Source organism: Neobacillus niacini (assembly GCF_036961885.1).
In the GTDB taxonomy this organism is placed as follows: Bacteria; Bacillota; Bacilli; order Bacillales; family Cytobacillaceae; genus Neobacillus; species Neobacillus niacini_H.
In genome coordinates this window covers 95,582-120,423 of the sequence record NZ_JBALNQ010000010.1, presented here as the reverse complement: position 1 = coordinate 120,423, position 24,842 = coordinate 95,582, and the positions used below count along the sequence as shown (strand labels likewise).

Below are 24,842 nucleotides of genomic sequence, written 5' to 3'. Positions count from 1 at the left end.
GGGGTCTCACTCAGCTCGTGCATCCCGCAGGAGTCGAGCGCCTTTCGCTCCAATCAACATGTTTTAAAATGAACAGTATCCATTAACACTGCCTTTACGTTATGTCCATTTTAATGGTAAAGCAGTTGCTTCACTGATTTGCCTTTTAGCTGGTGAATTATTGTTCAATTTCATAAGTCCATTCGTTCATTCCGCCAGTCATATTATAGACGTTTTTAAATCCTTTTGACGTTAGGATTTCAGCAGCCTGTTGAGAGCGATTACCACTGCGGCATACTAATAAATAACTTTTGTCTTTTTCGAGGTCCTCACTCATCCCTTCAAGTACCTGTAATGGTACAAGTTCTGAATCTGGGATATGTCCACTGTTAAATTCTTCTGGAGATCGTACATCAAGAATGATTACCTTTTCCTCATCAATCATTTCTTTTGCCTTCTCAGGCGTAACATTTTCAAAAGCAGCTCCCATACATCCTGTTAGCAGTATAACTGCAAACAATGTAAATAACTTCTTCATTCTCTACACCTCTATTTTTTATATGTAACTTGATAATAATAGTTTTTCAGAAAAAGTAAAATGGAAAATCACTGTCCTCCATCACAAAAGTAGGTTAAATGAGATGAAATTAACAAAACGTTCATTTTCAAACCAACTAGGTACAGAGGTTAGGGTTTATAGTACTAGTTGGGATAGTAAAAAACAGGAGGATATTTTTATTAGATAGGTAATTGTGAACATTATGTGGTCGTTTTTTGACGAAAAGGTAACGTTTTTTATCCTTTTACAAAATGTTCAAATGTGAATCAACTATACATAGGTGATTAATATTATATTTATTTCAAAGAGGGCTATAGTGAAAAATAGTATTTTACAGGAGCTCAAGGAGGATCTATATGATTAAAAAGAAATTATTTGCTTTATTTGTAATCATGTCATTTTTATCGAGTTTTATCATTCCAAGTGCAAGTGCTGAAACAGCATTTCAGCCTGAGAAATTTCCTTATAGCGAAATGCAAATCCAGGTTATGCCTGAATTTGATTATCCTGAAAACTGGCCAAAAGACACACCATCATTACTTATTGGACAGTACGGAACTTTTACCAACAAAAGCGGGCAGGATTTTGATGGGAAAATTGAAATAGAAGTACCAGCAAATCAAAATGGATTCCAAGCATACTTAGTTGCTGAATTTCCAGAGGACAATAAGCCAGAAGTGCAGCGTCCTTTTGATGTAGATAAGGATAAAGGTGTTATCACTTGGAAACCTTCAAAGCCAATCAAGAAAGATGAAACGTATAGATTTGTAGTTGAGTATTATACAAGCACAGTAGAAGTAAAAGATAATAGAAGCTTTACTTTCGAATATAGTAACCAAGCCGAAATTGGTACTTTTGATGTAATCTTTTATGCACCAATGGATGCAAAAGATATCACCCTAGAGCCAAAGGCGCCAAACAATACGAAAAGTGAATATGGTGAAGAGCTATTTTACTATCAATACAAAGACGTGAAAAAAGGTGAAAGTTATAAATATTCTTTTTCCTATCAAAAGGATGGATTTAAATCAACTTTAGAAGCTATCAATGAGAAACAGCCGCCTAATGACGAAAACCATGAGACTGTTAATGGTACTGCAACAGATCAACTTGCCGGAGGAACAAGCGGATCAGGTGGGTCAGGCGGTGATCGGCCATTAATAGGGATTGGCGGTGCCGTCGTTATTGGAATCGCAATTATCATTGCTGGTGTGTTTGTTTACTTAGGTCTAAAGGGTAAATCACAGTCTGCACCTAAAGCTTCAGGTTCAAAAGGGGTAACCAACCAACCTAAAAAGCAGCAAGTAAAAAAAGAAAGCAAGTCGAACAGCGTTGACGATAAAAAAGAATTACGTAAAAAGCTTTTAACAGGAAAAATTGACCAAGAAACGTATGATGAGGAAATGAAAAAATTAATTTAATGAGGTGAATGGGATGAAAAAGAATACGATTGTAATGCTTGGTGGATTTATTATCGCAGGGGCCATAGTTTTCTTGCTTATGGCAGCGACACCAGGATCTAGCGGTATTGAATTAACGATGAAAGAGTTATTGGCAAACCAAGAAAAACATAAAGAGGATTTTGTAACAGTTGAAGGTCTATTAATCGAAGAATCAATTAAATGGAACCCAGATAAGATTGAATTGAAGTTTGATTTAAAAGATAACGATGGTAACTTAATGCATGTGATTCATAACGGCACAAGACCTGATAACTTCTCCGAAGGGGTAATTGTAATCCTCCAGGGAGCGCCTACTAAAAAAGATACGTTTGTTGCTGAAACAGTTAAAACAAGATGTCCTTCTAAATATGAAGGTGAAGATGCTGAAAACTATGATCCTGAAGCGCATAAAAAATTATTAGATCAGCCACCAACAGAAACAGATTCGGCAAAATAATAAGAAGGTGACGATATGTACTTATTTGCTAACGCAACAATATATGTAGGTTTAGCACTTGCGATTTACTCACTCCTCATTATTACATTGGGGATTAGTACTAAGAATCAAAAATTAATCAACAGTGGTAAGGGTGGAGTAATTGGTATCCTAGTTTGTGCTTCGATGGCGATGCTTTCCTTATTCTATTTACTCGCTACATCTCAATTTCAATATGAATATGTTACAGATTATACAAGCAGTGAGCTGCCAATCATTTATAAACTTACAGCATTATGGGCTGGGAATTCAGGTTCCTTATTGCTATGGACATTCTTCTTAGTTCTTTACACCGTTATGATTGCTTTCTCAAGAAAAATGAGAGGAAATCCAATGGTTCCGTATATTTCCGCCATTCTATTAGGAAATATCGTATTCTTCTTTCTAATCTTAGGGTTTGTTGCTAAACCGTTTATTCTATTGGATCAAGTTCCTATAGAAGGTCATGGCTTGAACCCAATGCTGCAAAACCCGGGAATGATTATTCATCCAGTTACACTTTACCTTGGTTATGTAGGTCTTGCTATCCCATTTGCTTTCGCTATGGCAGCACTCTTATTGAAAAACGTCGATGATTTCTGGATTAAAATGACTAGACGTTGGACAATAGTAGCTTGGTTATTCTTAAGTCTAGGTAATATTTTCGGCGGCCAATGGGCTTATGTGGAGCTAGGATGGGGCGGTTACTGGGCATGGGATCCAGTTGAAAATGCTTCCTTTATGCCTTGGTTAACAGCAACAGCGTTCTTGCACTCAGTCATGATCCAAGAGCGGAAAAACATGTTGAAGATTTGGAACATCAGCTTAATCATTACGTCTTATGCTTTAACATTATTCGGAACCTTCCTTGTACGAAGTGGAGTTTTAACTTCTGTTCACGCATTCGCTAATTCAAACTTAGGTTTATACTTCCTAATCTTTATGGGAGTAATGGTAATTGGGGCATTGTACGTCTTAATGAGCCGATATAATTTACTTAAACGCAGTGCAGGAGAATTCAATTCATACATTTCGAAAGAGAGTAGCTTCTTAATCAATAACCTATTGTTAGTAGGCGCAGCATTTGGTGTATTCTGGGGAACAGTTTTCCCATTAGTATCAGAAGCTGTACGAGGAACCAAGGTTACAGTGGGTATGCCGTTCTTTAATACGGTTCAAGCACCGATATTATTATCGATGATGTTTGTAATGGCTGTATGTCCATTATTAGCATGGCAAAAGTCATCATTAAAGAATTTAAAGAAAAACTTCTTAATACCAGCAATCCTAGCAGTTATTGCAATGGCATTAATGGTCGTTCTTGGAATTCAAAAAGCCTGGGCAGTAATCGGCTTTGGAGTAATCGTTCTATTATTTATCACACACTTCCTTGAATTTTATCGCGGTGTAAAGGCGCGAAGGAAAATGACCAAGGAAAAAGTTTATCTTTCACTTTATCGCTTGATGACTAAAAATCGCCGCCGCTATGGAGGTTACATGGTCCATATTGGGATAGCTTTTATCGCAATGGGGATTATTGGTTCACAAAACTATGATGTGCAAACAATGAAAACAGTGAATCTAGGAGAATCAATTGAAGTCAAGGATTATCGTATTAATTACGAGCGTCTTGATCAAAAACGTGAAGGCATTAACGATATCGTATATGCAGAAATGACAGTTTTCAAGAATGGTAAACGAATTGGAAATATTATGCCTGAAAAAGTATTCTATGGTAACTGGGATCAGCCATCATCAGAAGTTGGTCTAATCTCATCCTTAAAAGAAGATCTATATGTTGTATTGAGTGATTGGGAAGATGATGGCAAAGCAACCTTTATTGTAAAAGTTAACCCAATGATTGCGTGGCTATGGATCGGTTCCTTCATGATTGTAATTGGTTCTCTATTTGCAGTTTGGAATGGGAAATATCAAAATATTACTCCACGATATACAGGAGTACGCAAAGAGGTGTCTTAATGTGAAAAGTAAAATCTATATTGGACTCCTTGTAATTGCTTTTATATTTCAAGCTTCCATCTTCCAAGTACAAGCGAAAGAGTTCGATTACAAATCGAAGGAATTTGAAGCGGCGGCCTCTCAGTTTATGTGTACATGTGGCTGTGGTCAGGACCACTTTGAATGTGATCCAAAGACTTGTAATCTTACTATAGGCTTTAAGGAAGATATCGTTGAAATGATGAACAAGGGCTGGGATAAGGACAAAATTCGTGAATATTATCTCAATATTTACGGTGAAGAAATTTTGACAGCTCCAGAAAAAAGTGGATTCAGTTTAGTTGCTTGGGTATTACCTTTTGTAGTTTTAGGAATTGCAGGGGTGGCGATATTCTTCATCATTCGAAAATGGGTGAAGAAAAAAGGAACAGATGAAACAACCTTTGACAACGAAATTGATACGGATGAAGTAGAAGAGGAAATCCTTTCATCCATGATTGAAGAAGAACGCAAAAAGTACCTTTAGGATGTGAGCATAATGCAAGAAATCTCGATCATATCAATGATATTTACAGCAGCACTTGTGCTGATTTGTTTATTTCTCGTTCTGGCACCATTCTTTTCTTTAGACTCATATTTAAGCTTCGCTAATAAGGGGCAGGATTCTGCTTCAAACAAAGAAGTCCTTTTATCCACACTTAACGAATTAGAGTTTGAGTATAAGATGGATAAAATCTCACATGCTGATTACAAAAATCTTAAGAAACAATACGAATCACAAGTAGTTAGCATCATGAAGGATGAAGAAGGGCAAATGGCAGAACAGAGCATTGATAAAGATTTAATGGCTGAAATTGAAAGTGAAATCGAAGCTACCATGAATAGTTATAAAAATAAAAAGGGGGAAGGAAAGTGATCAAGAAAATCACCGTATTCCTCCTCGGGCTGCTGCTGTTCATTCCAATCAATGGAATGGCAGCTGCAGAATCTCCGATAACTGTTGATATGCATTACCTAGTCGTTAGTCCTGCGGAAGATGGTTCAACCAATATGATGAATATGGTTAACTTCAGCAATACGAGTGCAGAAGAATTTAATGGCGACGGCACAGGCGAAGCAGTATTAAATGTCACTATTCCAACAGGTGCAACAGGATTTTCCTTTTTAGATAACAAAGTGGCTCAAAAGCAAGTAGATACAGGATTTATTACTACTGATCCTGTTCCAGCAAATCAGACAGTGGTTTTACCTTATAGCTATAAAATGACGAAGGGCGAGGAAATTAATTTAAGCTTTGATTACCCTGTTCAAATGATGCAAATTCTTGTTCCAGAGGGAATGGGAAGCATTGAATTTAAAAATGTTACCGCTACTAATCAAGGTCTTTTCAAAATGGACGATCAAAATTATCAGGGCTACAGCGTTGAAGGGATCGAGGCCAAACAATCTTTTACGATGATTTATGACAAAGATAAACAGCCATCAGCAAGTGAAGCACAAGGTTCGGAACAAGGAACAGGTGCAACAAGCACGAATGTTACTAAAACAGCACCTTCTTTTCATAATCCTGGCCATCTGCGGATGTGGGCGCAATCTCCGCTGAAAACCTTTGATCCGCATGTTTTCTTAATTGTAATGGCGGCTATTATTATCGCTGCATTGTCCTATTTTGGTTATTTTAGAATGAAGGCTAGAGCGGAAGAGAAAAGGCTTGGCGCAGATAAAGAAGAAAGTGCTTTTAAAAATCTAATGGCTAAGCAAAAAGCAATAATGGATAAAATCCTTGAGTTAGAAGAAAACTTCGGTGATGGAAACATGTCTGAAGAGGATTATCAAGCTAAATTGGCGGCATATAAGCAGCATTTAGTACAAGTGAAAATGAATTTACGCCAATTTGTAGAGTAACAGTCGGAAGTGCGAGGGATACTTAATGATTGAAATAAAAAAGCTTACAAAGCAAGCCGACAATAAGTTAATCCTACGAGGTGTAGACCTATCAATAAAACAAGGCGAAACGGTTGCTATCCTTGGTCCAAATGGAGCTGGAAAGAGTACGCTGTTAAAAGTGCTGGCGACCTTAATTAAGCCTTCATCTGGTCTTGTAAAGATTAACGGATTGGATTTAAAAAAAGATCATATTGAAGTTAAAAAGTTGTTCGGTTACCTACCTCATTCAAGCTTGCTATACGATCACTACACTCCCTTAGAAAACCTCGTTTTCTTTGGAAATTTATATGGAGTCAAGGATGTTGAAAATAGAGCAAGACAACTTGTAAAAGAAGTTGGTCTCTCATTCTTTATCAATGAACCTGTGAAAAATTTCTCCCGTGGAATGATACAAAGAATTGCGATTGCTAGAGCCATTATTCATGATCCGAAAATTATGCTGCTAGACGAACCGCATACAGGCTTGGATCAAGGTGCGATTAATATCCTAAATAATGTTGTCCTTTCTATGAAAGAAAAAGGGTGCACAACATTAATGGTAACTCATGATTTCAAACAGGCAGCAGAAATATGTGATCGAATTATTATCATTAAAAATGGAAAGATTGCAGATGATTTTAAAATTGATAAAAATTCATTAGGTTTAGTTACAGAAAAATACCAGGGTTTAGTGGAGGAAGTATCATAATGTTAAAAGCAGCCCTCACCATAGCCAAAAAAGATATTTACTCAGAATTAAGAACGAAGCAAGTTTTGGGGACGATGATTATTTTTGCTGGATTAGTTATTTTAGTACTTAGTTTTGCTTTTGACCCAGCAAACAATACGACAAAAGCAGTTATTCCCGGCGCTGTCTGGATCATCATCGTTTTTTCTGGAATTTTGGGCCTTAACCGTTCATTAGTATCAGAACAGCGAAATGATACCATGCATGGGTTACTGGTTGCTCCAATGGATGCATCAAGCATTTATTTAGGAAAGTTCATTGCAAACTTCTCGATGATAATAATAGTAGAAATTGTTGCTATCCCGTTTTTGTTTCTTTTATTTGATTTTAAAATGACTGGCAGTATATTATATTTCATTTTAGTATTATTTGTCGGTAGTTTTGGATTTATTGCCATTGGAACCTTTTTGTCTGCACTTGCTTCTAATTCAAAGAGCAGTGAAATGTTATTACCGCTTTTGCTTTTCCCAATGACAACCCCTATCTTAATTGGTGTTACGCAAGCGACCAAAATTATCTTAACCAATATGGAAAAATTACCGAATGCCATTGCTTGGATGCAATTAGTAGTAGCCTATGACGTAATCTTCTTTGTTCTTTGTTTTATCCTAATTGAGTATGTCCTGGAGGTTTAAAAAATGAGTATGAATCTCGAAAGAGAAAAAGTGACACTTCCCCTAGAAGAAGTCCAAATAAAAACATCAATGATTACGAAAGTTTTATACGTTGGAATGGTAGTATCGATGTTAGCAGCATTCTACTTCATTTTCATGTATGCAGAAGTTGAAAAGACTATGGGTGTCGTCCAAAAGATATTTTATATGCATGTCCCATCAGCATGGGTAGCTTTTTTAGCATTCTTTGTGACATTTGTCTTTAGTATCTTATTTTTAATAAAGCGCAAACGGATTTATGACACCTATGCCTATGTATCTGCTGAAATTGGTGTTGTTTTTACTGCTATCGTCTTAACAACTGGTCCAATCTGGGCAAAATCTTCTTGGAATACATGGTGGGCATGGGAGCCGCGCTTAACCACAACATTGATTCTGTTCTTCCTATTTATGGCTTATCTAATGGTTCGCCAAATGGATGGGGTTTGGGACAAAAAAGCAAGGCTCGCAGCTGTTTTTGGAATCATCGGATTTGCTGATGTTCCAATCGTATTCTTTGCTATTCGCTGGTGGCAATCAAAATTCCATCCGATCGTTTTTGGCGATGGACCTTCACAAGAGGGCGGAGGAATTGCCCCTACTATGCTTGTTGCGTTGTTAGTAACGATTGCCGCATTTACCTTCCTTTATGCATATATCCTTCATAAGGGAGTATCCTTTGAAAATATGAAAATTAAAGTTGGTCACTACAAAGAAAAATTACGTGAAAGATTAGAAAACTAGGAGGAATTTATTATGGGATTCATGTATGGAGCGTATTCAGTCGTTTGGTTAATCATTTTTGGTTATATGCTTCTTATCGGTAAGCGTCACAACAGCCTGAAAAAAGATATTGAGTTCTTAAAACAACTGGATAAATAAGGGGTTGTTAAGATGAGCAGACGGGTTATTAACTTACTCGTATTGTTTCTATTGATTGGAATGTTCGGCTTTTTTGGATATAGTTTAGCTAATAAAGGTGACAATACTGATGTTGGTGATCAAGCCTATAATTTCGAACTGCCTAATTTAGATGGAACCAATACGAAACTTTCTGATTACAAAGGCGAAGTCATCATCTTGAATTACTTTGCGTCATGGTGTAAGCCATGTGTTGATGAAGCACCAGAGCTAGAGGCATTTGCCAAGGATTACGGTGATCAATACAGATTAATCATGATTAACAAGGGTGAAACAAAGGACCGAGTCAAAAAATTCCTTGAAAAATATAATACACCTGCCGTTTATGTGTTTGATTATAATTCAAAGGTTGCAAAAAAGTATAATGTTACCGGGCAGCCAGAAACATTTGTCATTGACAAACAAGGTGTAATAAGAGAGCACTACAACGGACCAGTTACATCCGCACAACTATACGGAATGGTAAAGAAATACAATAACTAGAAAAGCGGAATTTTAAAAGGATTGAATCACTTCAAGTGGTTCAATCCTTTTTCTTTTACCCATTAATCGGTCGATATTTAAATTCTGCGATTACACTTGCTTTGATTAGCAGCTGCCCAGGCTCAATTTGCGTTGAACTTACCCCTTTAGCAAACATCATTTGCTGACTTTCAAAAGGTTGAACGATGTTTCCAACTTCCATTACTAGAGTAGGAGTTGGGTTAAGGGTTACCCTTATGGTAGCAGCAATGGTTGTTGCTTTGTCACCGGCATTTTTTAATGCCAAAGCAAGTGCTTGTTGATAATATGCATCTTTGAATTTTGTCGTAAATCGAACGTTCGCAACAACATTTGCACCGTTTTGAACGGCAGTATCTATTACTTTTCCTACAAGCGATAAATCATCGATTTTTACCTGCAGTATATGCGTTACCTTATATCCTCTAAAAATCGCTTTCCCTTCCACATATTCATAATCTGGTTCGATTCGATAATCAAATGTTTGTATATGGTTTTTATCAATTCCTAGTGCAAGTAGAGAGTCAATGATCTTCGTACTTATCGTTGAATTTTGCTGCTGTGCCTCAACCAATTCCTTATCTTCAGTTACTACACCTAGATTAACAGATGCTGTATCTGGCTGAACGGCAATTTCTCCCTCCCCAGTAACTTTAATTAAATTATCACTTGGAGGCTGTGGGTGATGGATTGCTGGTCTTTGATTATACATGAATCGATCTCCTTTCCACTGTTTCCTATATTATAAGTACGTTTCAACAATGAAAATATTCGTTCTAGCAATTCCTTTGAATTAATAGAATATAAGAGTATTTTAAAAGAATTGAAATTTTCCAAGTCATATTGCGTATCGAAAAGCATACATTTTAAATAATGAGACAAGCAATAAGGAGGAACGAATGTGGAAACGATCCTAAAATTCCTACCAAAAAACATCGCCGATCTAATTAGTAAAATCCCTCCTAATCAAAAAGAAGAATTGGAAGAAATCCGATTTCGCATCAACCGTCCAATTGAAATTACGATGAAAGGGGCTCCTCTGTTTCTATCGTACATTATTCGAGAGGAAGATGCTTTTCATTTTATGAACAAGATTAGCCAATTCTCCATCTATACACTTGAGGAAGAATTGAAGCGAGGGTATATCACAGTTTCAGGAGGTCATCGCATTGGGCTTGCAGGAAAGGTAATTCTTGAAGATGGGAAGGTTAAAGCGATAAGAGATATTGCTTCCTTTAACATTCGGATTGCCAAGGAGAAGGTTGGTATTGCCGAGAAAATCACTTCCTTTATTTTTAAAAACTCTTGGATGCATACGATGATTATCGGTCCGCCACAAACGGGGAAAACCACGCTATTACGGGATATTGCCAGAATTATTTCGACAGGAAATCATGAAAAAGGGATAGATGCTTATAAGGTAGGAATTGTTGATGAACGCTCGGAAATTGCAGGATGTGTAAATGGGATTCCTCAAATGTCATTTGGACACCGTCTAGACGTGCTCGATGCCTGCCCAAAAGCTGAGGGGATGATGATGATGATCCGTTCAATGAGTCCGGATGTGTTAGTCGTGGACGAGATTGGCCGTAAAGAGGACGCTGAAGCCATCCAAGAGGCTGTCCACGCCGGAATAAAACTTATTATGACGACTCATGGATTCAGCCTGGATGAAATAAGGAATAGACCTTCATTAAAGACCGTTCTAGACCAAAACATATTCCAACGATTTATTGTTCTTAGCAGGTCTCATGGTCCAGGAACCATTACACATATTTTCGATGGTAACGGAAAAGAAATGAGTCAAAAAGTGAGCGTGAACTAAATGGTTAAATTAATTGGAGCCATTTTTATAATTCTTGCTACCACATGGACAGGGTTTGAAGCTGCCAAACATTTAAGCGAGCGTCCCAGACAGCTTAGGCAGTTAAAATCAGCTCTCCAATCACTTGAAGCTGAAATTATGTACGGGCACACTCCCCTGCATGAAGCTGCAAGAAGATTAGCGTCACAACTATCAAAGCCATTATCATCATTTTTTGAGGGCTTTGCTAAGAAACTGACAGATACTGAAACAACAGTAAAGGAAGCTTGGGAGGACAGCTTGAAAGAGGTTTGGAAACAAACTGCTTTTAAGCAAGGTGAATTTGAGATTATGAAACAATTCGGCGAAACCCTTGGACGGCACGATCGTTTTTCCCAGCAAAAGCATATTATGCTAACTCTTTCCCACCTTGAAAGGGAAGAAGCAGACGCAATTGATAAACAGGCTAAATACGAAAAGATGGTTAAGAGTTTAGGGTTCTTTTCAGGACTATTACTGATTATTTTATTAATTTAGGGGGAAAAGCAATGGGCTTAGAGGTGGATATTATTTTTAAAATAGCCGGGGTGGGAATTGTGGTTGCGTTTTTGCATACAGTCCTTGATCAAGTTGGGAAAAAGGAGTACGCCCAATGGGTTACTTTATTTGGTTTTATTTATATATTGTTTCAAGTTGCTTCGATTGTTGATGACCTCTTCCAGAAAATAAAATCTGTCTTCTTGTTTCAGTAAGGCTCTTTTCTTAAACTTTATTGCTTTTTTAAAAAAAATAAATGAGTTGCAGTATCTTCTCTTAAAAAAGCATAAATTCTATTAGAAAAGAGCTTGCAAACTAAATTCAAAGGCCTAAAAAAATATTTCCACGTTAAAATCGGCTTTAAGATTTTAACAATACTCGTTGCGAAAATAACCTTCAATAAGAAAGGAGGGCTGTGCCATTGAAATTATTAAAATAGTTGGAGTGGCTCTCGTTGCAACCTTTCTTGCCTTAATCATCAAAGAACAAAAACCAAATTTTGCCTTCCTGTTAATTGTATTTGTAGGCTGCAGTATTTTTCTGTTTTTAGTCGATAAAATCTATGAAATTATTCATATGCTTGAAAGGCTGGCAGTCAATGCAAATGTCAATTTGATTTACGTAGAGACAATACTAAAAATTATCGGAATTGCCTATATTGCAGAGTTTGCCTCTCAAATTACAAAGGATGCAGGACAGGGAGCTTTGGCTTCAAAAATTGAACTTGCTGGAAAAGTCCTGATTCTTGCGATGGCCATTCCAATTTTAACCGTAATGATTGAAACAATCATCAAGCTGATTCCAAGCTAATGGTTATTTTCTTTTGAAAAATAAGAGGTGAAAAATGATGAAGCAAAAGCTGCAGATTATTCCTATTATCCTTCTATTACTTTTATTATTTACTTCGACAAGTGTACAAGCTAACGAAGAAGATAGTTTGGCCTCTACACCTCTTTCTCCACAGGAATTAGTTGACACACAGCTTAAAAATATGGATTTGACAGAGCTTAAACAATATTGGGAGGATATCCAAACTAAATATGGCGGCTTCCTCCCAGAAAGCCAAAAAGGAAGTTTATACGATTTTGTGAAGGGAGATAAGAAATTTACTTTCAAGGATTGGACACAAGGAATATTAAAATTCTTGTTTCATGAATTTGTTGTCAATGGAAAATTGTTAGGTTCTCTCATTTTTCTGACGATATTTAGTATGTTTCTCCAATCCATGCAAAATGCCTTTGAAAGCAGTACGATCAGTAAAGTTGCCTATTCTATCGTCTATATGGTTCTAGTAATTATTGCACTTAATAGTTTTCATATTGTCATAGAGTATACCAATGAGGCAATAGGGAGTATGATTTCCTTCGTCCTAGCGCTAATTCCGCTTTTGTTAGCCCTCATTGCATCCTCTGGTGGAATCATTTCCGCTGCTTTCTTTCACCCGGTTATCTTATTTTTAATGAATATAAGTGGGATGTTCATGCAATATGTCATCCTTCCGCTGCTCTTTTTGGCCACTCTTCTTAGTATTGTGAGTACGATGTCAGACCAGTATAAGGTGACACAGCTGGCACAACTACTAAGAAATTGGAGCATTGGTTTAATGGGTCTTTTCTTAACTGTTTTTCTGGGGGTTATTTCTGTACAAGGTGCTTCAACAGCCATTACAGATGGAGTTGCCATTCGCACAGCAAAATTTGTAACAGGTAACTTTATCCCTGTAATCGGCAGAATATTTACGGATGCCGCGGACACAGTCGTTAGTGCCTCAGGCTTGTTGAAGAATTCAGTAGGTATTGCAGGTGTAGCGATTCTGCTAATTATCGTGGCTTTTCCAGCACTTAAAATACTAATGATCGCGTTTATTTATAAATTTGCTGCCGCTATTTTACAGCCATTAGGCGGGGGACCAGTAATTAAATGTTTAGATATTATTAGCAAAAGTGTTATTTATGTTTTTGCTGCATTGGGCATCGTCTCTCTCATGTTCTTTTTAAGTATTACCGTTATAGTTGCAGCTGGAAACCTAACGATGATGATGAGATAGGGGAGAATTTTATGGAGTTTTTAATAGAATGGGTAACCAATATTATTCTTTTTATCCTACTGGCAACTGTAATAGATATGCTGCTTCCAAATACTGGTTTGCAGAAATATACAAAAATGGTGACAGGGCTTCTACTAATTGCCATTATTCTGACGCCAATATTTAAGTTAATCTCAAAGGATTTTGAAACCGCAATGGCTCAGATTCCTTCCTTTCAAGGTCCAGGAGAAAAAAATATGGAAAATTTAATAGAATTGCAAAAAAAAGAAATACAAGCCTCCAATCATGCATATATTTTAAAAACGATGGCTGTCCAGCTTGAAAAAGGGGTAAAAGAGGAGTTGATGAAAGAATTTGGTTTAGAAATAGCGAAAATAGAACTAACAACCAAGGATGATAATCAAGAGTCATTCCCTGAAAACCTTGAAATGGTTACAGTTCGCCTAAAACAGCCTGAAACAGGAGTAAAAACCGTTGAAGCCATACAACCAGTAAGTATTAATACAGGAACACCTCTTCCATCTAAAGATCCAACAGAGGAATCAGAAAAAATTGCCGAATTTCTTTCGCAGCATTGGAATGTAACCGAAAAAGCAATTGAAGTCTCGGTTGAAGGGGGGATGAATAAAGAGAATGGAAAATAATAATAAAGGACCATTTTCATGGTTTAAAAACATAGTTTCAAAGGGAGAAAATTCGGATAAAAAGGCTGGGAAATATCAATATATGATCCTAGTGCTTTGTATCGGTGCTGCCTTTATGATCGTCAGTAATGTATTATTTTCTGACAAAACAACACCCGTTGATAGTCAAGCAGTCAATAGCAGTCAAGGTCAAACGGAAGACGTGGAAACATTTAGTCTTAAGAAAGATTCCAACAATAATAAGACAATCACAGGCTATGAAGAATCATATGAGAAACAGCTGACGAAAGCACTTGAAGAAATGCTTGGTGTAAATGATGTAACTGTATTAGTGAACATTGATTCTACGGATAAGCAGGTGCTAGAGAAAAATAAAGTAACTAAATCACAGACAACCGAAGAAAAGGACAACGAGGGTGGAGAGAGAAAAGTTCAAGATACTTCAACAGATGAGCAAGTAGTCATCATTCGTAATGGGGAAAAAGAAGTTCCCATTATTGTCGGAGAAATTAAACCAAAAATTCGCGGCGTACTGGTAGTAGCTAAAGGTGCAGAAAATATTCAAGTAAAAAAATGGATTATTGAGGCAGTAACTAGATCGCTGGATGTACCAAGTCATCGCGTTGCCGTTATGCCTAAAAAATAAAAGGGGGATTTACAAATGCTATTGAAAAAACAAACAGTTTGGTTATTAACAATGTTAAGTTTGGTGGTTGTATTATCGGTTTATTACATTACTTCTCCTGAACAAAAAAGCAATGAACTTGCGACAGTGAAGCAAGAAGAAAAAGCTGACCAAAAGGGTATGAAAACAGATTCTGAAGCAAAAGATGAGGATACAATTATTTCACAGGTTTCTGGTGATGAAGAATTTGAAGCGCTTCGTATAAATCGTCAAGACGAGCGCAGCGAATTAAAAGAACATTTAACCGAAGTTGTGGCGACAACTGACCTCCCTGTTGATGAAAGAAATGAAGCAGTCGACCAAATGAAAAAATTAAATGAAATTGCCCAAAAGGAAGAAATGCTAGAAACATTAATTAAAGCGAGGGATTATGAGGACGTCCTCGTCAGAGCTGATGGTCCAACGGTAAAAATTATTATAAAGTCTAAAAAAGCATCATCTAAATCAGAAGCAAATGCGATTATTAAAATGGTTAAGAAAGAAATAGGTGAAACAAACTTTGTCGCGGTTGAATTCCAGCCAACAAAATAAGTCTAAAAAAAAGGAAAGCCGGGTGGCTTTCCTTTTTTAAACAGAACAAGAAGAAGAATATTGAACTTTGGCAAGGTATTAGCGTATAGTATTAGTAGTTAGTCTTAATCTTGCAGGACAAGGAGTGTTAAAAGTGTTAAAAGTACAAGAAATTCGTGAGTTAATAAAATTAGTTGACCAATCCAGCCTTGATGAATTCGTATACGAAAATGAAGGTTCAAAAATTAAAATGAAAAAAAATACAGGAACTACAGTAACAACCATACAATCAGTACCACAAGCTGCAGCTCAGGTTGCTTCTGTAATTCAACCAGTAGAAACAGCAGCTGTAACTGCGGCAGCACCTGCACAAGAAACAGCACCGACAGCAGCGGTTACTACCGCAGCAAACCAAGTGGATACAGCAAATTTACACAAAATCACTTCCCCGATGGTTGGAACATTTTATGCCTCACCAACCCCAGAAGCAGATGTATATGTAAAGGCTGGTTCAAGTGTGACAAAAGATTCTATCGTCTGTATTGTGGAAGCAATGAAATTATTTAATGAAATTGAAGCAGAAGTAAATGGTGAAATCGTTGAAATACTTGCCAAGAATGGTCAATTAGTAGAATACGGACAGCCTTTATTTTTAGTGAAGCCGGAATAAGGAGCGATAACTGGATGATAAAGAAACTGTTAATTGCAAATCGAGGAGAAATCGCGGTCCGAATTATTCGCGCTTGTAGAGAAATGGGGATAGAGTCTGTTGCTGTTTTCTCTGAAGCGGACCGTGAAGCTCTCCATGTTCAGCTTGCCGATGAAGCTTATTGCATAGGACCGACATTATCAAAAGATAGTTACTTAAATGTAACAAACATAATTAGCGTTGCAAAACTAACAGCTTGTGATGCGATCCATCCTGGCTATGGATTTCTAGCTGAAAATGCAGATTTCGCTGAACTTTGCCGCGAATGTAATATTATCTTTGTCGGACCAAGTCCTGAAGCCATTACCAAAATGGGAACAAAGGATATTGCAAGAGAAACAATGCGCAAAGCAGGTGTCCCCATTGTACCAGGATCAACTGGTATTATTAATGACATAGATGAGGCACTAGAACTTGTAAGTAGAATACAATACCCTGTGATCATCAAAGCAACTGCAGGCGGAGGCGGTAAAGGAATCCGCGTAGCCAAAAATGAACAGGAACTAATTAAAGGTATAAATATTACACAGCAAGAGGCTTTAACCGCTTTTGGTAATCCTGGCGTATACATAGAAAAGTATATAGAGGATTTCCGTCATGTTGAAATACAAGTCATTGGAGATTCCTATGGCAACACGATTCATTTAGGAGAAAGAGACTGTTCAATCCAACGCAGGCTTCAAAAGCTCCTAGAAGAGACTCCTTCACCAGCATTAGATGGAGAAATTCGCACAGAAATGGGAAATGCTGCAGTAAAAGCCGCAAAAGCAGTTGCTTATTCAGGTGCAGGAACGGTAGAATTTATATATGACTACCGCAATCGTAAATATTATTTTATGGAAATGAATACAAGGATACAGGTGGAACACCCTGTTACAGAAATGGTTACAGGAATTGATCTTATTAAGGAGCAAATCCGAGTAGCTTCCGGGGAAAAATTAACCTACAATCAACAGGATGTTACATTTACGGGCTGGGCAATTGAGTGCCGAATCAATGCAGAGAACCCTGAAAAGAATTTCATGCCCTCTGCAGGAAAAATTAATATGTATCTGCCTCCTGGCGGTTTTGGTGTTCGGGTTGATTCAGCTGCGTACCCAGGTTATACCATTCCACCTTATTATGATTCCATGATTGCGAAGGTTATCACATATGGTACTACCAGGGATGAAGCAATCTCACGAATGAAACGTGCGTTAAGCGAATTTGTGATCGAGGGTATTCATACGACAATCCCGTTTCATTTAAAATTGCTTGATCATGAAAAATTTGTAGAGGGACAATTTAATACAAAGTTTCTTGAATTACATGATGTGATGAAGTCTATCTAAATATGGAGGTGTACTTTATGAGCGAGTATAATGTACTTGAAATGAATCAGGAAAACAGCGGACATGGGAAAGTAGAAATTGCACCAGAAGTAATTGAAGTAATTGCTGGTATTGCTGCTTCGGAGGTCGAAGGAGTATCCCAAATGCGCGGAAATTTTGCGACTGGAGTGGTTGAACGATTAGGGAAGAAAAACCATGGCAAAGGTGTTAAAGTAGAATTATCAGAAGAAGGAATTAAAGTCGACGTATACTGCTTAATGAAATTTGGTGTATCGATACCTACTGTAGCAGGTAAAATACAAGACAATATTCGTCAAGCTTTACTTAATATGACTGCATTAGAGACAGAGGCAGTAAACATCCATGTTGTCGGAATCTCTTTTGAAAACCAAAAGCCTGAACCAGAAGTGGAAGAAGAGATTTAAAAATTTGACCAAAGGAGTAAATCCTTTGGTTTTTTCTTTTTTTTTTTGAGTTTTAGTACATTACAAATAGGTAAAAATAACTTCTTACAGTGCGAATCACTTTTAGTTATGCTATTATCGTTTATGTGAAAACATAATCATGAAATCAATGTATGAAATTTGACAAAAATTAATTACTATCTCTAAAGGAGTTAACGGTATAATGAAAAGAAGAACAGCAAGGGAAAAAGCGTTACAAGCTCTATTTCAAATCGATGTAAGTAATACAGATCCAGCTTCTGCAATCGAACATGTTTTGGAAGGGGAGCAAGGAGACGACTACTTAACAAAGCTTGTTTTAGGAGTCATCGAACAAAAAGATGAAATAGATCCACTAATCAAGGCAAACCTTGAAAAATGGACAATGGATCGTTTAGCTACTGTAGACAGAAACCTGTTAAGGATCGCAGTTTACGAATTAAAATATTGTCCAGATGAAGTACCTGAAAATGTTGTTCTAGATGAAGCGATTGAAATCGCTAAAATTTACGGAGATGAACAATCTAGCCGATTTATTAATGGTTTACTTTCTAAAGTCAAAGAAAAGCTTTAGTAGTAATGCTAATTTTAGGGGGGGAAATGTAATGACTGCCACGATAATTAATGGAAAAGAAATAGCTTCACAAAAAAAGGTTGAGATTGCAATTGAAGTCCAGAAGTTAAAGGAACTCGGGATCACACCAGGACTTGCCGTAATCCTTGTGGGGGACAATCATGCATCAAGAACCTATGTAACAAATAAAGAAAAAACTTGCCGAGATCTTGGCATGTACTCCGTGCTCATTGAACTTCCGGAAGAGACTTCCCAGGAAGATTTACTTGCAAAAATTGAGGAACTTAATGGAGATCCAGCCATCCACGGTATTCTCGTACAACTCCCTCTTCCAAAACATATTAGTGAAAGTAAAGTGATAGAATCTATCTCTCCCCTTAAGGATGTTGATGGGTTCCATCCCATTAATATTGGCAGAATGATGACAGGTCAAGATTCATTCTTACCGTGTACACCTTTTGGAATTATGGTGCTGTTAGAAGCAACAGAGATATCTGTTGCCGGTAAACATGTAGTGGTTGTGGGGAGAAGTAATATTGTCGGAAAACCAGTCGGGCAGTTATTTCTTAATCAGCATGCAACCGTAACGTACTGTCATTCTAGGACGAAAGATTTACAATTCCACACTTCCCAAGCTGATATTATTGTTGCAGCAGTTGGTATTGCCAACTTCATCAAAGCTGACCATGTAAAAGAAGGTGCAGTCGTAATAGATGTTGGGATTAATCGGAATGAGGCGGGGAAGCTTTGCGGAGACGTTGCTTTTGATGAAGTGAGTAAAAAAGCCGGTTATATTACCCCTGTCCCAAAAGGAGTAGGTCCGATGACCATTACCATGCTTATGTATAACACACTCAAATCAGCAAAAAATACGCTGCGGTTCTAAAAAGGAGTTTGTTATGCAGGATAAAAAGTATTTAACTGTGCTGGCATTAACAAAATACATAAAAAGAAAATTTGATGCTGACCCACATTTACAGGATGTCCATGTTTGTGGTGAAATTTCGAACTTTAAACAGCATTCAAGCGGCCATATGTATTTTACATTAAAGGATGAAAAAGCTCGGATACTTGCCGTTATGTTCTCGGGCCAATCACGGACCATGAAGTTTTCGCCTGAAAATGGAATGAAGGTGGTTGTTAAAGGGGATATCTCTGTTTATGAACCAAGCGGACAATACCAAATATATATTAAAGAAATGAAGCCAGATGGAATAGGAGAATTATTTTTAGCCTATGAGCAGTTAAGGAAACGACTTGAAGCAGAAGGTCTATTTTCTATAAAACATAAAAAGCCAATTCCAAGCTATCCGAAAACAGTTGGCGTAATTACCTCACCAACAGGAGCCGCAATAAGAGATGTTATCACGACAATAAAAAGACGTTATCCGATTGCGAATATTCTAGTATTGCCCGCCCTCGTGCAAGGTGAGAATGCAGCGCCGTCGATTGCAAGAGCGATTGAAAAAGCAAACAAGATGGCTGAGCTTGATATACTCATTGTTGGGCGTGGAGGCGGTTCGATTGAAGAATTATGGGCATTTAATGAGGAAATAGTTGCGCGAGCTATATTTCAATCGGATATCCCTATTATTTCTGCGGTTGGACATGAAACTGATTTTACTATTGCTGATTTTGTTGCGGACATGCGAGCACCAACACCTACTGCCGCAGCAGAACTGGCAGTTCCTCATATAGATGAATTGGTGGAGAGGCTTTTGCAGCGGAAAACCCGTATGCTGCAGTCTATGAATGGAAGATATCGCTTCGAAAAGCAGCGATTAGACCGTGTTCAAAAATCCTATGCTTTCCGTTACCCTCATCGTCTTTACGAACAAAAGCTTGAACAGGTAGACAAATTAACAGAAATGCTTGTTCGCGGTGCTTCTCGATTGACAGATGTAAAAAAATCTCAACATGAGACGATACATAACCGTCTCATCCGAAACCATCCAAGAGTAGCTTTACGAGATGCAGAGAGTCGATTTGGACGTTCGCAAAAAGATATCGGACGGGCAATGGAACAAATTCTTTTAAAGAAACGGACAGAATTCAAAAGGGTCATTTCAACGCTCCAAGCCTTAAGCCCGTTAAAAATAATGGAACGTGGGTATAGTCTCGTCTATTCAGAAGAGAATGTGTTAATAAAAAGTGTTAAACAAGTTAAAGAGAATGAACCACTTCAAATTCAATTATCAGATGGCAGTCTTCTCTGTAATGTACAGAACATAAAGGAGAGCGAAAACCGTGACGAATGACCAAAAGGTTTCTTTTGAGGAAGCGATGAATAAGTTAGAACAAATTGTCGATAAGCTTGAAGAAGGAGATGTCCCGCTAGAAGAGGCGATTGCTTTTTATAAAGAGGGGATGGAGCTGTCCAAGCTTTGTCATGACAAGTTAAAAAGTGTTGAGGAACAACTAACACAGATTATTACGGAGGATGGTCGTAAACAAAACTTTACGATTGAAGAGGAGGAGTAGGCTTTGAATACTAAAGTTCTAGATGCTTTTACACAAGAATATAAACAGCTACTTGAATCAGAGCTACGAACCTTGGTGGAAAAGCTGAAGGCACCTCCTATTATAAAAGAAGCCATGCAGTATTCCCTAAAAGCAGGCGGGAAAAGAATCCGACCTTTATTATTATTTGCTACCATCAATGCTTTGGGGAAAGATCCTAAGGATGGGCTGTTGGCAGCTGCTGCAATTGAAATGATTCATACCTACTCATTAATTCATGATGATTTACCAAGCATGGATAACGATGATTTTAGAAGAGGGATGCCAACCAATCACAAAGTGTTTGGTGAGGCTATCGCCATTTTAGCTGGAGATGCATTATTAACTTTTAGCTTTGAGGTTATCGGGCAAATTCCAAATGAAATTGCTTCAAGTGAGATTAAACTCCAATTAGTCATCGAGATGGCCAAAGCTGCTGGTAGTGAAGGAATGGTTGGGGGTCAGGTTGCAGATATGGAAGGGGAAGAAAAAACGCTTACCATTGAAGAGCTTGAGTACATCCATATCCATAAAACAGGAAAGCTTTTAAAATATAGTGTTATCGCAGGTGCCCTGTTAGGAGGGGCTAATCCTTCTCAACTTGAAAACCTATCTGCGTTTGCACATCATCTTGGTCTAGCTTTTCAAATCCAGGATGACATTCTCGATGTGGAAGGGACTCCTGAAGTTTTAGGTAAGCCTGTCGGAAGTGATAGTTCTAACTTGAAAAGTACCTACCCACAGCTATTATCGATGGATGGTGCGAAAGATGCTTTACAAACACAACTGGCCCAATCTAAGCAATACTTAGAAAAGACGGGACTTAATATAAATCTGCTTAACGAAATTGCTGACTTAATTGCATCGAGAGACCACTAAAATAACTGGTATTTGAACAACAACGTAATTGTGTTATAATTGTTGTCAATGTAGAGAACGTGTCAATGCCGTTACCACTTCCTGTGTTAGCGGCTATTTTTAACTTGCGTGATGGCTGAAAGAAATTGTATGAAAGTGAGTGGTCCAAACATGGATCTGTTATCAATAAAAGACCCTTCCTTTTTAAAAGGAATGTCAAATCAAGAATTGGAGGGACTAAGTCAAGAAATACGCCAATTCTTGATTGAAAAGCTGTCAGTAACTGGTGGCCATATAGGCCCGAACTTAGGTGTTGTCGAATTAACAATAGCCTTACATAAATGTTTCGACAGCCCCAATGACAAATTTATTTGGGATGTAGGTCATCAGTCCTATGTTCATAAAATACTTACAGGCAGAGCTTGTGAATTTGATACTTTGCGTCAATATAAAGGACTTTGCGGCTTCCCGAAAAGAATTGAAAGCGAGCATGATGTTTGGGAGACTGGGCATAGCTCAACATCACTGTCAGCAGCAATGGGGATGGCAATTGCAAGAGATTTAAAAGGGGAAAATTCCTTCGTCGTTCCGATTATTGGCGATGGTGCTTTAACAGGTGGAATGGCATTAGAAGCATTAAACCATATTGGACATGAAAAGAAGAACATGATTGTGATTCTTAACGATAATGAAATGTCAATCGCACCAAATGTCGGTGCTATCAATAATATACTAGGTCAATTGAGAACAGCTGGAAAATATCAATGGGTGAAAGATGAATTAGAGGTGCTCCTGAAAAAGATACCTGCTGTTGGAGGTAAACTAGCCGCAACAGCTGAACGAATTAAGGATAGTCTTAAATATTTATTTGTTTCTGGTATGTTCTTTGAGGAACTAGGCTTTACTTACTTAGGTCCTGTTGATGGGCACGATTATGAAGCATTATTTGAAAACCTCCGTTATGCTAAAAAAACCGAAGGACCAGTCCTTCTTCATGTTATCACGAAAAAAGGGAAAGGCTTCAACCCTGCTGAAAGTGATACAACAGGCACTTGGCACGGAACGGGACCTTATAAAATGGATACAGGTGCGTTTGTTAAACCAGCAAAGACACCGCCGCCAGCTTGGAGCAGCTTGGTTAGTGAAACAGTTCGGAAGCTTGCACGAGAAGATGACCGAATTGTAGCAATTACACCTGCAATGCCAGTAGGATCTAAACTTGAGGGCTTTGCAAGTGAGTTTCCTGAAAGAATGTACGATGTCGGAATTGCCGAGCAGCATGCTGCTACCGTTGCAGCAGGTCTAGCTACTCAAAATATGAAGCCATTTTTAGCGATTTATTCAACCTTCTTACAAAGGGCATATGATCAAGTTGTTCACGATATTTGCCGTCAAAATCTGAATGTTTTTATTGGCATTGACCGGGCTGGATTAGTAGGAGCAGATGGTGAGACCCATCAGGGCGTGTTTGACATTGCTTTTTTAAGACATATCCCTAACCTTGTTATCATGATGCCTAAGGATGAGAATGAAGGGCAGCATATGGTTTATACCGCGATCAAGTATGATGATGGCCCAATTGCAATGAGGTTCCCTCGAGGAAATGGTTTAGGCGTACCGATGGATGAAAAATTAAGAAGTATCCCAATTGGTACTTGGGAAGTGCTAAAGGAAGGCGAAGATGCCGCTATTTTAACTTTTGGCACTACGATACCTATGGCGCTCGATGCAGCGAAAATCCTTGAAAAACAAGGGATTGCTGTAAAAGTAGTAAATGCTCGTTTCATAAAGCCATTAGATGAAAAGATGCTCAACCAGTTATTTTCAAAAAATATTCCTATCCTTACCATCGAAGAAGCTGTGCTCCAAGGCGGCTTTGGAAGTTCTGTACTCGAATACGCACATGATCAGGGCTATTACCATCAAGCAATCGATAGAATAGGGATACCAGATAAATTTATCGAACATGGTGATGTTAATTCATTACTTGAAGAAATTGGGATGACAGCTACAGAAGTAGTTAATAGAATGACTATACTTGCAAGAAAAAAACAACAAAGGGCTTAAGCAATGAAGAATAAAGAACGATTAGATGTGTTATTAGTTGAAAGAGGCTTAGCCGAAACGAGAGAAAAAGCAAAACGTTCGATTATGGCTGGATTGGTTTATTCGAATGAGGAACGCTTAGACAAACCTGGCGAGAAAGTAAAAATAGATATACCGCTAATGATAAAAGGAAATGCGCTTCCTTATGTCAGCCGAGGGGGACTAAAGCTTGAAAAGGCTTTAAAAATCTTTGATGTGACAGTCCAGGATAAGACGATGCTCGATATCGGTGCTTCAACAGGAGGTTTTACAGACTGTGCACTACAAAATGGTGCTAAAATGTCATATGCCTTGGATGTAGGCTATAATCAGCTTGCTTGGAAGCTTCGTCAAGATGAACGAGTAGTGGTAATGGAGAGAACCAACTTTCGCTATGTAACACCAAAAGATTTAGCAGGGGAAATGCCTAATTTTGCAACCATTGATGTTTCTTTTATATCACTAAAGCTAATCTTACCTGTCTTAAAGACACTCCTTGTACCTGACAGTGATATAATTGCACTCGTAAAACCGCAATTCGAAGCTGGACGGGATCAGGTTGGAAAAAAAGGCATTGTTCGCGATCAAAAAGTACATTTACAGGTTGTAAATAAAATTGTCGATTTTTCCCTTGAACAAGGATTTAATGTAGTTAATTTATCCTTTTCTCCTATAACAGGAGGAGACGGGAATATTGAGTTTCTACTTCATCTTAGGTGGCAGGGTGAGCAGGAAATAGGTCAAAACCTATTACCGACGGAGCCTTCACAAATTGTGAAAAACTCCCATCTAGAATTAAAAACCAAACAAGATGTGGAAGGATAAGCATATGCTTATCCTTCTATTTTTTTGGTAAAGGCTGTGTTAATGAATACTGTTGATTTTAGAACCTGTTGATTGGAGCGAAAGGGGCTCGACTCCTGCGGGATGCACGAGCTGAGTGAGACCCCGCA

General features: G+C 37.9%; 31 protein-coding genes. 29 read left to right on the top strand and 2 right to left on the bottom strand.

The annotated features are described in order from the left end of the window. Positions 1-157: 157 nt before the first annotated feature. Positions 158-517, bottom strand: coding sequence for a rhodanese-like domain-containing protein (locus V7124_RS05800; RefSeq protein WP_335487007.1), 360 nt, complete (start codon positions 515-517; stop codon positions 158-160). A gap of 377 nt (positions 518-894) precedes the next feature. On the opposite strand from V7124_RS05800, the gene V7124_RS05795 reads away from it, so the two are divergent. Genes V7124_RS05795 through V7124_RS05745 form a run of 11 tightly spaced genes read left to right on the top strand, consistent with a single transcriptional unit; the run spans position 895 to position 9,145 of the window. Further along, complete coding sequence (locus tag V7124_RS05795; protein WP_335487004.1) at positions 895-1,959, top strand: hypothetical protein; 1,065 nt, start codon at positions 895-897, stop codon at positions 1,957-1,959. A gap of 13 nt (positions 1,960-1,972) precedes the next feature. Beyond that, a complete protein-coding gene (locus V7124_RS05790) occupies positions 1,973-2,437 on the top strand; it encodes a cytochrome c maturation protein CcmE (protein WP_335487002.1) in 465 nt (154 codons plus the stop codon). Between the two features lie 15 nt (positions 2,438-2,452). Further along, the gene (locus V7124_RS05785; protein ID WP_335486999.1) at positions 2,453-4,435 is read left to right on the top strand and encodes a heme lyase CcmF/NrfE family subunit; all 1,983 of its coding nucleotides are present in this window, start codon (positions 2,453-2,455) and stop codon (positions 4,433-4,435) included. Position 4,436: 1 nt separating this feature from the next. Continuing rightward, positions 4,437-4,940, top strand: a complete 504-nt coding sequence (locus V7124_RS05780; RefSeq protein ID WP_335486996.1) for a cytochrome c-type biogenesis protein — start codon at positions 4,437-4,439, stop codon at positions 4,938-4,940. Positions 4,941-4,952: 12 nt separating this feature from the next. Continuing rightward, positions 4,953-5,330 (top strand): hypothetical protein, encoded by a 378-nt coding sequence (locus V7124_RS05775; protein WP_335486993.1) that lies wholly within the window; start codon positions 4,953-4,955, stop codon positions 5,328-5,330. Further along, positions 5,327-6,319: a hypothetical protein gene (locus tag V7124_RS05770; protein ID WP_335486990.1), complete on the top strand. Its 993-nt coding sequence runs from the start codon at positions 5,327-5,329 to the stop codon at positions 6,317-6,319. Before V7124_RS05775 ends, V7124_RS05770 begins: the two co-directional genes overlap by 4 nt. A gap of 25 nt (positions 6,320-6,344) precedes the next feature. Continuing rightward, complete coding sequence (locus V7124_RS05765) at positions 6,345-7,049, top strand: ABC transporter ATP-binding protein (protein WP_335486987.1); 705 nt, start codon at positions 6,345-6,347, stop codon at positions 7,047-7,049. Continuing rightward, positions 7,049-7,723, top strand: coding sequence for a heme exporter protein CcmB (locus V7124_RS05760; protein WP_335418212.1), 675 nt, complete (start codon positions 7,049-7,051; stop codon positions 7,721-7,723). Before V7124_RS05765 ends, V7124_RS05760 begins: the two co-directional genes overlap by 1 nt. A 3-nt stretch (positions 7,724-7,726) precedes the next feature. Continuing rightward, positions 7,727-8,485, top strand: coding sequence for a cytochrome c biogenesis protein (locus V7124_RS05755; protein WP_335486984.1), 759 nt, complete (start codon positions 7,727-7,729; stop codon positions 8,483-8,485). 12 nt (positions 8,486-8,497) lie between these two features. Continuing rightward, positions 8,498-8,623 (top strand): CcmD family protein, encoded by a 126-nt coding sequence (locus V7124_RS05750; protein ID WP_335418219.1) that lies wholly within the window; start codon positions 8,498-8,500, stop codon positions 8,621-8,623. 12 nt (positions 8,624-8,635) lie between these two features. Next, complete coding sequence (locus tag V7124_RS05745) at positions 8,636-9,145, top strand: TlpA family protein disulfide reductase (RefSeq protein WP_335486982.1); 510 nt, start codon at positions 8,636-8,638, stop codon at positions 9,143-9,145. Positions 9,146-9,200: 55 nt separating this feature from the next. Here the strand turns inward: V7124_RS05745 and V7124_RS05740 are convergent, their stop codons facing one another. Continuing rightward, complete coding sequence (locus V7124_RS05740; protein ID WP_335486980.1) at positions 9,201-9,875, bottom strand: SIMPL domain-containing protein; 675 nt, start codon at positions 9,873-9,875, stop codon at positions 9,201-9,203. A gap of 189 nt (positions 9,876-10,064) precedes the next feature. Between V7124_RS05740 and spoIIIAA the strand changes: the two genes are divergently transcribed. From spoIIIAA to V7124_RS05650, 18 genes are all read left to right on the top strand, one after another. Further along, positions 10,065-10,988, top strand: coding sequence for a stage III sporulation protein AA (gene spoIIIAA / locus V7124_RS05735; protein ID WP_335486977.1), 924 nt, complete (start codon positions 10,065-10,067; stop codon positions 10,986-10,988). Next, positions 10,989-11,504, top strand: coding sequence for a stage III sporulation protein SpoIIIAB (gene spoIIIAB, locus V7124_RS05730; RefSeq protein ID WP_335418232.1), 516 nt, complete (start codon positions 10,989-10,991; stop codon positions 11,502-11,504). It begins immediately after the preceding gene. Positions 11,505-11,515: 11 nt separating this feature from the next. Further along, positions 11,516-11,719: a stage III sporulation protein AC gene (gene spoIIIAC, locus V7124_RS05725; RefSeq protein ID WP_007084610.1), complete on the top strand. Its 204-nt coding sequence runs from the start codon at positions 11,516-11,518 to the stop codon at positions 11,717-11,719. A 205-nt stretch (positions 11,720-11,924) separates the two neighbouring features. Further along, positions 11,925-12,314 (top strand): stage III sporulation protein AD, encoded by a 390-nt coding sequence (gene spoIIIAD / locus V7124_RS05720; protein ID WP_335418490.1) that lies wholly within the window; start codon positions 11,925-11,927, stop codon positions 12,312-12,314. A 37-nt stretch (positions 12,315-12,351) separates the two neighbouring features. After that, on the top strand, positions 12,352-13,551 hold the full coding sequence (gene spoIIIAE / locus V7124_RS05715) for a stage III sporulation protein AE (protein ID WP_335418494.1): 1,200 nt from the start codon (positions 12,352-12,354) through the stop codon (positions 13,549-13,551). 11 nt (positions 13,552-13,562) lie between these two features. Next, on the top strand, positions 13,563-14,195 hold the full coding sequence (spoIIIAF, locus tag V7124_RS05710; protein WP_335418259.1) for a stage III sporulation protein AF: 633 nt from the start codon (positions 13,563-13,565) through the stop codon (positions 14,193-14,195). Then, positions 14,185-14,841, top strand: a complete 657-nt coding sequence (spoIIIAG, locus tag V7124_RS05705) for a stage III sporulation protein AG (RefSeq protein WP_335486975.1) — start codon at positions 14,185-14,187, stop codon at positions 14,839-14,841. The genes spoIIIAF and spoIIIAG overlap by 11 nt, the downstream gene beginning before the upstream one ends. Before the next feature lie 15 nt (positions 14,842-14,856). Next, positions 14,857-15,411 carry a SpoIIIAH-like family protein gene (locus tag V7124_RS05700; protein ID WP_335418265.1) on the top strand — a complete coding sequence of 185 codons (555 nt, stop codon included), beginning with the start codon at positions 14,857-14,859 and terminating at the stop codon, positions 15,409-15,411. A gap of 133 nt (positions 15,412-15,544) precedes the next feature. Then, positions 15,545-16,060 (top strand): acetyl-CoA carboxylase biotin carboxyl carrier protein, encoded by a 516-nt coding sequence (gene accB / locus V7124_RS05695; RefSeq protein ID WP_335418268.1) that lies wholly within the window; start codon positions 15,545-15,547, stop codon positions 16,058-16,060. A gap of 14 nt (positions 16,061-16,074) precedes the next feature. After that, entirely contained in the window at positions 16,075-17,430 is a 1,356-nt protein-coding gene (gene accC, locus V7124_RS05690) for an acetyl-CoA carboxylase biotin carboxylase subunit (protein WP_335486972.1), read from the top strand. A 17-nt stretch (positions 17,431-17,447) separates the two neighbouring features. Then, on the top strand, positions 17,448-17,855 hold the full coding sequence (locus V7124_RS05685) for an Asp23/Gls24 family envelope stress response protein (protein ID WP_335418274.1): 408 nt from the start codon (positions 17,448-17,450) through the stop codon (positions 17,853-17,855). Between the two features lie 202 nt (positions 17,856-18,057). Further along, entirely contained in the window at positions 18,058-18,447 is a 390-nt protein-coding gene (nusB, locus tag V7124_RS05680; RefSeq protein WP_335486969.1) for a transcription antitermination factor NusB, read from the top strand. 31 nt (positions 18,448-18,478) lie between these two features. Continuing rightward, on the top strand, positions 18,479-19,333 hold the full coding sequence (folD, locus tag V7124_RS05675) for a bifunctional methylenetetrahydrofolate dehydrogenase/methenyltetrahydrofolate cyclohydrolase FolD (RefSeq protein WP_335486966.1): 855 nt from the start codon (positions 18,479-18,481) through the stop codon (positions 19,331-19,333). Positions 19,334-19,346: 13 nt separating this feature from the next. Beyond that, positions 19,347-20,705, top strand: coding sequence for an exodeoxyribonuclease VII large subunit (gene xseA, locus V7124_RS05670; protein WP_335486963.1), 1,359 nt, complete (start codon positions 19,347-19,349; stop codon positions 20,703-20,705). Further along, complete coding sequence (locus tag V7124_RS05665) at positions 20,695-20,928, top strand: exodeoxyribonuclease VII small subunit (RefSeq protein WP_335418285.1); 234 nt, start codon at positions 20,695-20,697, stop codon at positions 20,926-20,928. The genes xseA and V7124_RS05665 overlap by 11 nt, the downstream gene beginning before the upstream one ends. Positions 20,929-20,931: 3 nt before the next feature. After that, positions 20,932-21,825: a polyprenyl synthetase family protein gene (locus tag V7124_RS05660; RefSeq protein ID WP_335418288.1), complete on the top strand. Its 894-nt coding sequence runs from the start codon at positions 20,932-20,934 to the stop codon at positions 21,823-21,825. Between the two features lie 150 nt (positions 21,826-21,975). Beyond that, positions 21,976-23,871, top strand: coding sequence for a 1-deoxy-D-xylulose-5-phosphate synthase (gene dxs, locus V7124_RS05655; protein WP_335418291.1), 1,896 nt, complete (start codon positions 21,976-21,978; stop codon positions 23,869-23,871). A gap of 3 nt (positions 23,872-23,874) precedes the next feature. After that, the gene (locus tag V7124_RS05650) at positions 23,875-24,714 is read left to right on the top strand and encodes a TlyA family RNA methyltransferase (RefSeq protein ID WP_335418294.1); all 840 of its coding nucleotides are present in this window, start codon (positions 23,875-23,877) and stop codon (positions 24,712-24,714) included. The last annotated feature ends 128 nt before the right edge of the window (positions 24,715-24,842 follow it).

Bases quoted from the DNA above. Each gene is read 5' to 3' on its own strand.
- V7124_RS05800 (WP_335487007.1), bottom strand. From the start codon at position 517: ATGAAGAAGTTATTTACATTGTTTGCAGTTATACTGCTAACAGGATGT.
- V7124_RS05795 (WP_335487004.1), top strand. From the start codon at position 895: ATGATTAAAAAGAAATTATTTGCTTTATTTGTAATCATGTCATTTTTA.
- V7124_RS05790 (WP_335487002.1), top strand. From the start codon at position 1,973: ATGAAAAAGAATACGATTGTAATGCTTGGTGGATTTATTATCGCAGGG.
- V7124_RS05785 (WP_335486999.1), top strand. From the start codon at position 2,453: ATGTACTTATTTGCTAACGCAACAATATATGTAGGTTTAGCACTTGCG.
- V7124_RS05775 (WP_335486993.1), top strand. From the start codon at position 4,953: ATGCAAGAAATCTCGATCATATCAATGATATTTACAGCAGCACTTGTG.
- V7124_RS05765 (WP_335486987.1), top strand. From the start codon at position 6,345: ATGATTGAAATAAAAAAGCTTACAAAGCAAGCCGACAATAAGTTAATC.
- V7124_RS05760 (WP_335418212.1), top strand. From the start codon at position 7,049: ATGTTAAAAGCAGCCCTCACCATAGCCAAAAAAGATATTTACTCAGAA.
- V7124_RS05755 (WP_335486984.1), top strand. From the start codon at position 7,727: ATGAGTATGAATCTCGAAAGAGAAAAAGTGACACTTCCCCTAGAAGAA.
- V7124_RS05750 (WP_335418219.1), top strand. From the start codon at position 8,498: ATGGGATTCATGTATGGAGCGTATTCAGTCGTTTGGTTAATCATTTTT.
- V7124_RS05745 (WP_335486982.1), top strand. From the start codon at position 8,636: ATGAGCAGACGGGTTATTAACTTACTCGTATTGTTTCTATTGATTGGA.
- V7124_RS05740 (WP_335486980.1), bottom strand. From the start codon at position 9,875: ATGTATAATCAAAGACCAGCAATCCATCACCCACAGCCTCCAAGTGAT.
- spoIIIAB (WP_335418232.1), top strand. From the start codon at position 10,989: ATGGTTAAATTAATTGGAGCCATTTTTATAATTCTTGCTACCACATGG.
- spoIIIAC (WP_007084610.1), top strand. From the start codon at position 11,516: ATGGGCTTAGAGGTGGATATTATTTTTAAAATAGCCGGGGTGGGAATT.
- spoIIIAE (WP_335418494.1), top strand. From the start codon at position 12,352: ATGAAGCAAAAGCTGCAGATTATTCCTATTATCCTTCTATTACTTTTA.
- spoIIIAF (WP_335418259.1), top strand. From the start codon at position 13,563: ATGGAGTTTTTAATAGAATGGGTAACCAATATTATTCTTTTTATCCTA.
- spoIIIAG (WP_335486975.1), top strand. From the start codon at position 14,185: ATGGAAAATAATAATAAAGGACCATTTTCATGGTTTAAAAACATAGTT.
- V7124_RS05700 (WP_335418265.1), top strand. From the start codon at position 14,857: ATGCTATTGAAAAAACAAACAGTTTGGTTATTAACAATGTTAAGTTTG.
- accC (WP_335486972.1), top strand. From the start codon at position 16,075: ATGATAAAGAAACTGTTAATTGCAAATCGAGGAGAAATCGCGGTCCGA.
- V7124_RS05685 (WP_335418274.1), top strand. From the start codon at position 17,448: ATGAGCGAGTATAATGTACTTGAAATGAATCAGGAAAACAGCGGACAT.
- nusB (WP_335486969.1), top strand. From the start codon at position 18,058: ATGAAAAGAAGAACAGCAAGGGAAAAAGCGTTACAAGCTCTATTTCAA.
- folD (WP_335486966.1), top strand. From the start codon at position 18,479: ATGACTGCCACGATAATTAATGGAAAAGAAATAGCTTCACAAAAAAAG.
- xseA (WP_335486963.1), top strand. From the start codon at position 19,347: ATGCAGGATAAAAAGTATTTAACTGTGCTGGCATTAACAAAATACATA.
- dxs (WP_335418291.1), top strand. From the start codon at position 21,976: ATGGATCTGTTATCAATAAAAGACCCTTCCTTTTTAAAAGGAATGTCA.
- V7124_RS05650 (WP_335418294.1), top strand. From the start codon at position 23,875: ATGAAGAATAAAGAACGATTAGATGTGTTATTAGTTGAAAGAGGCTTA.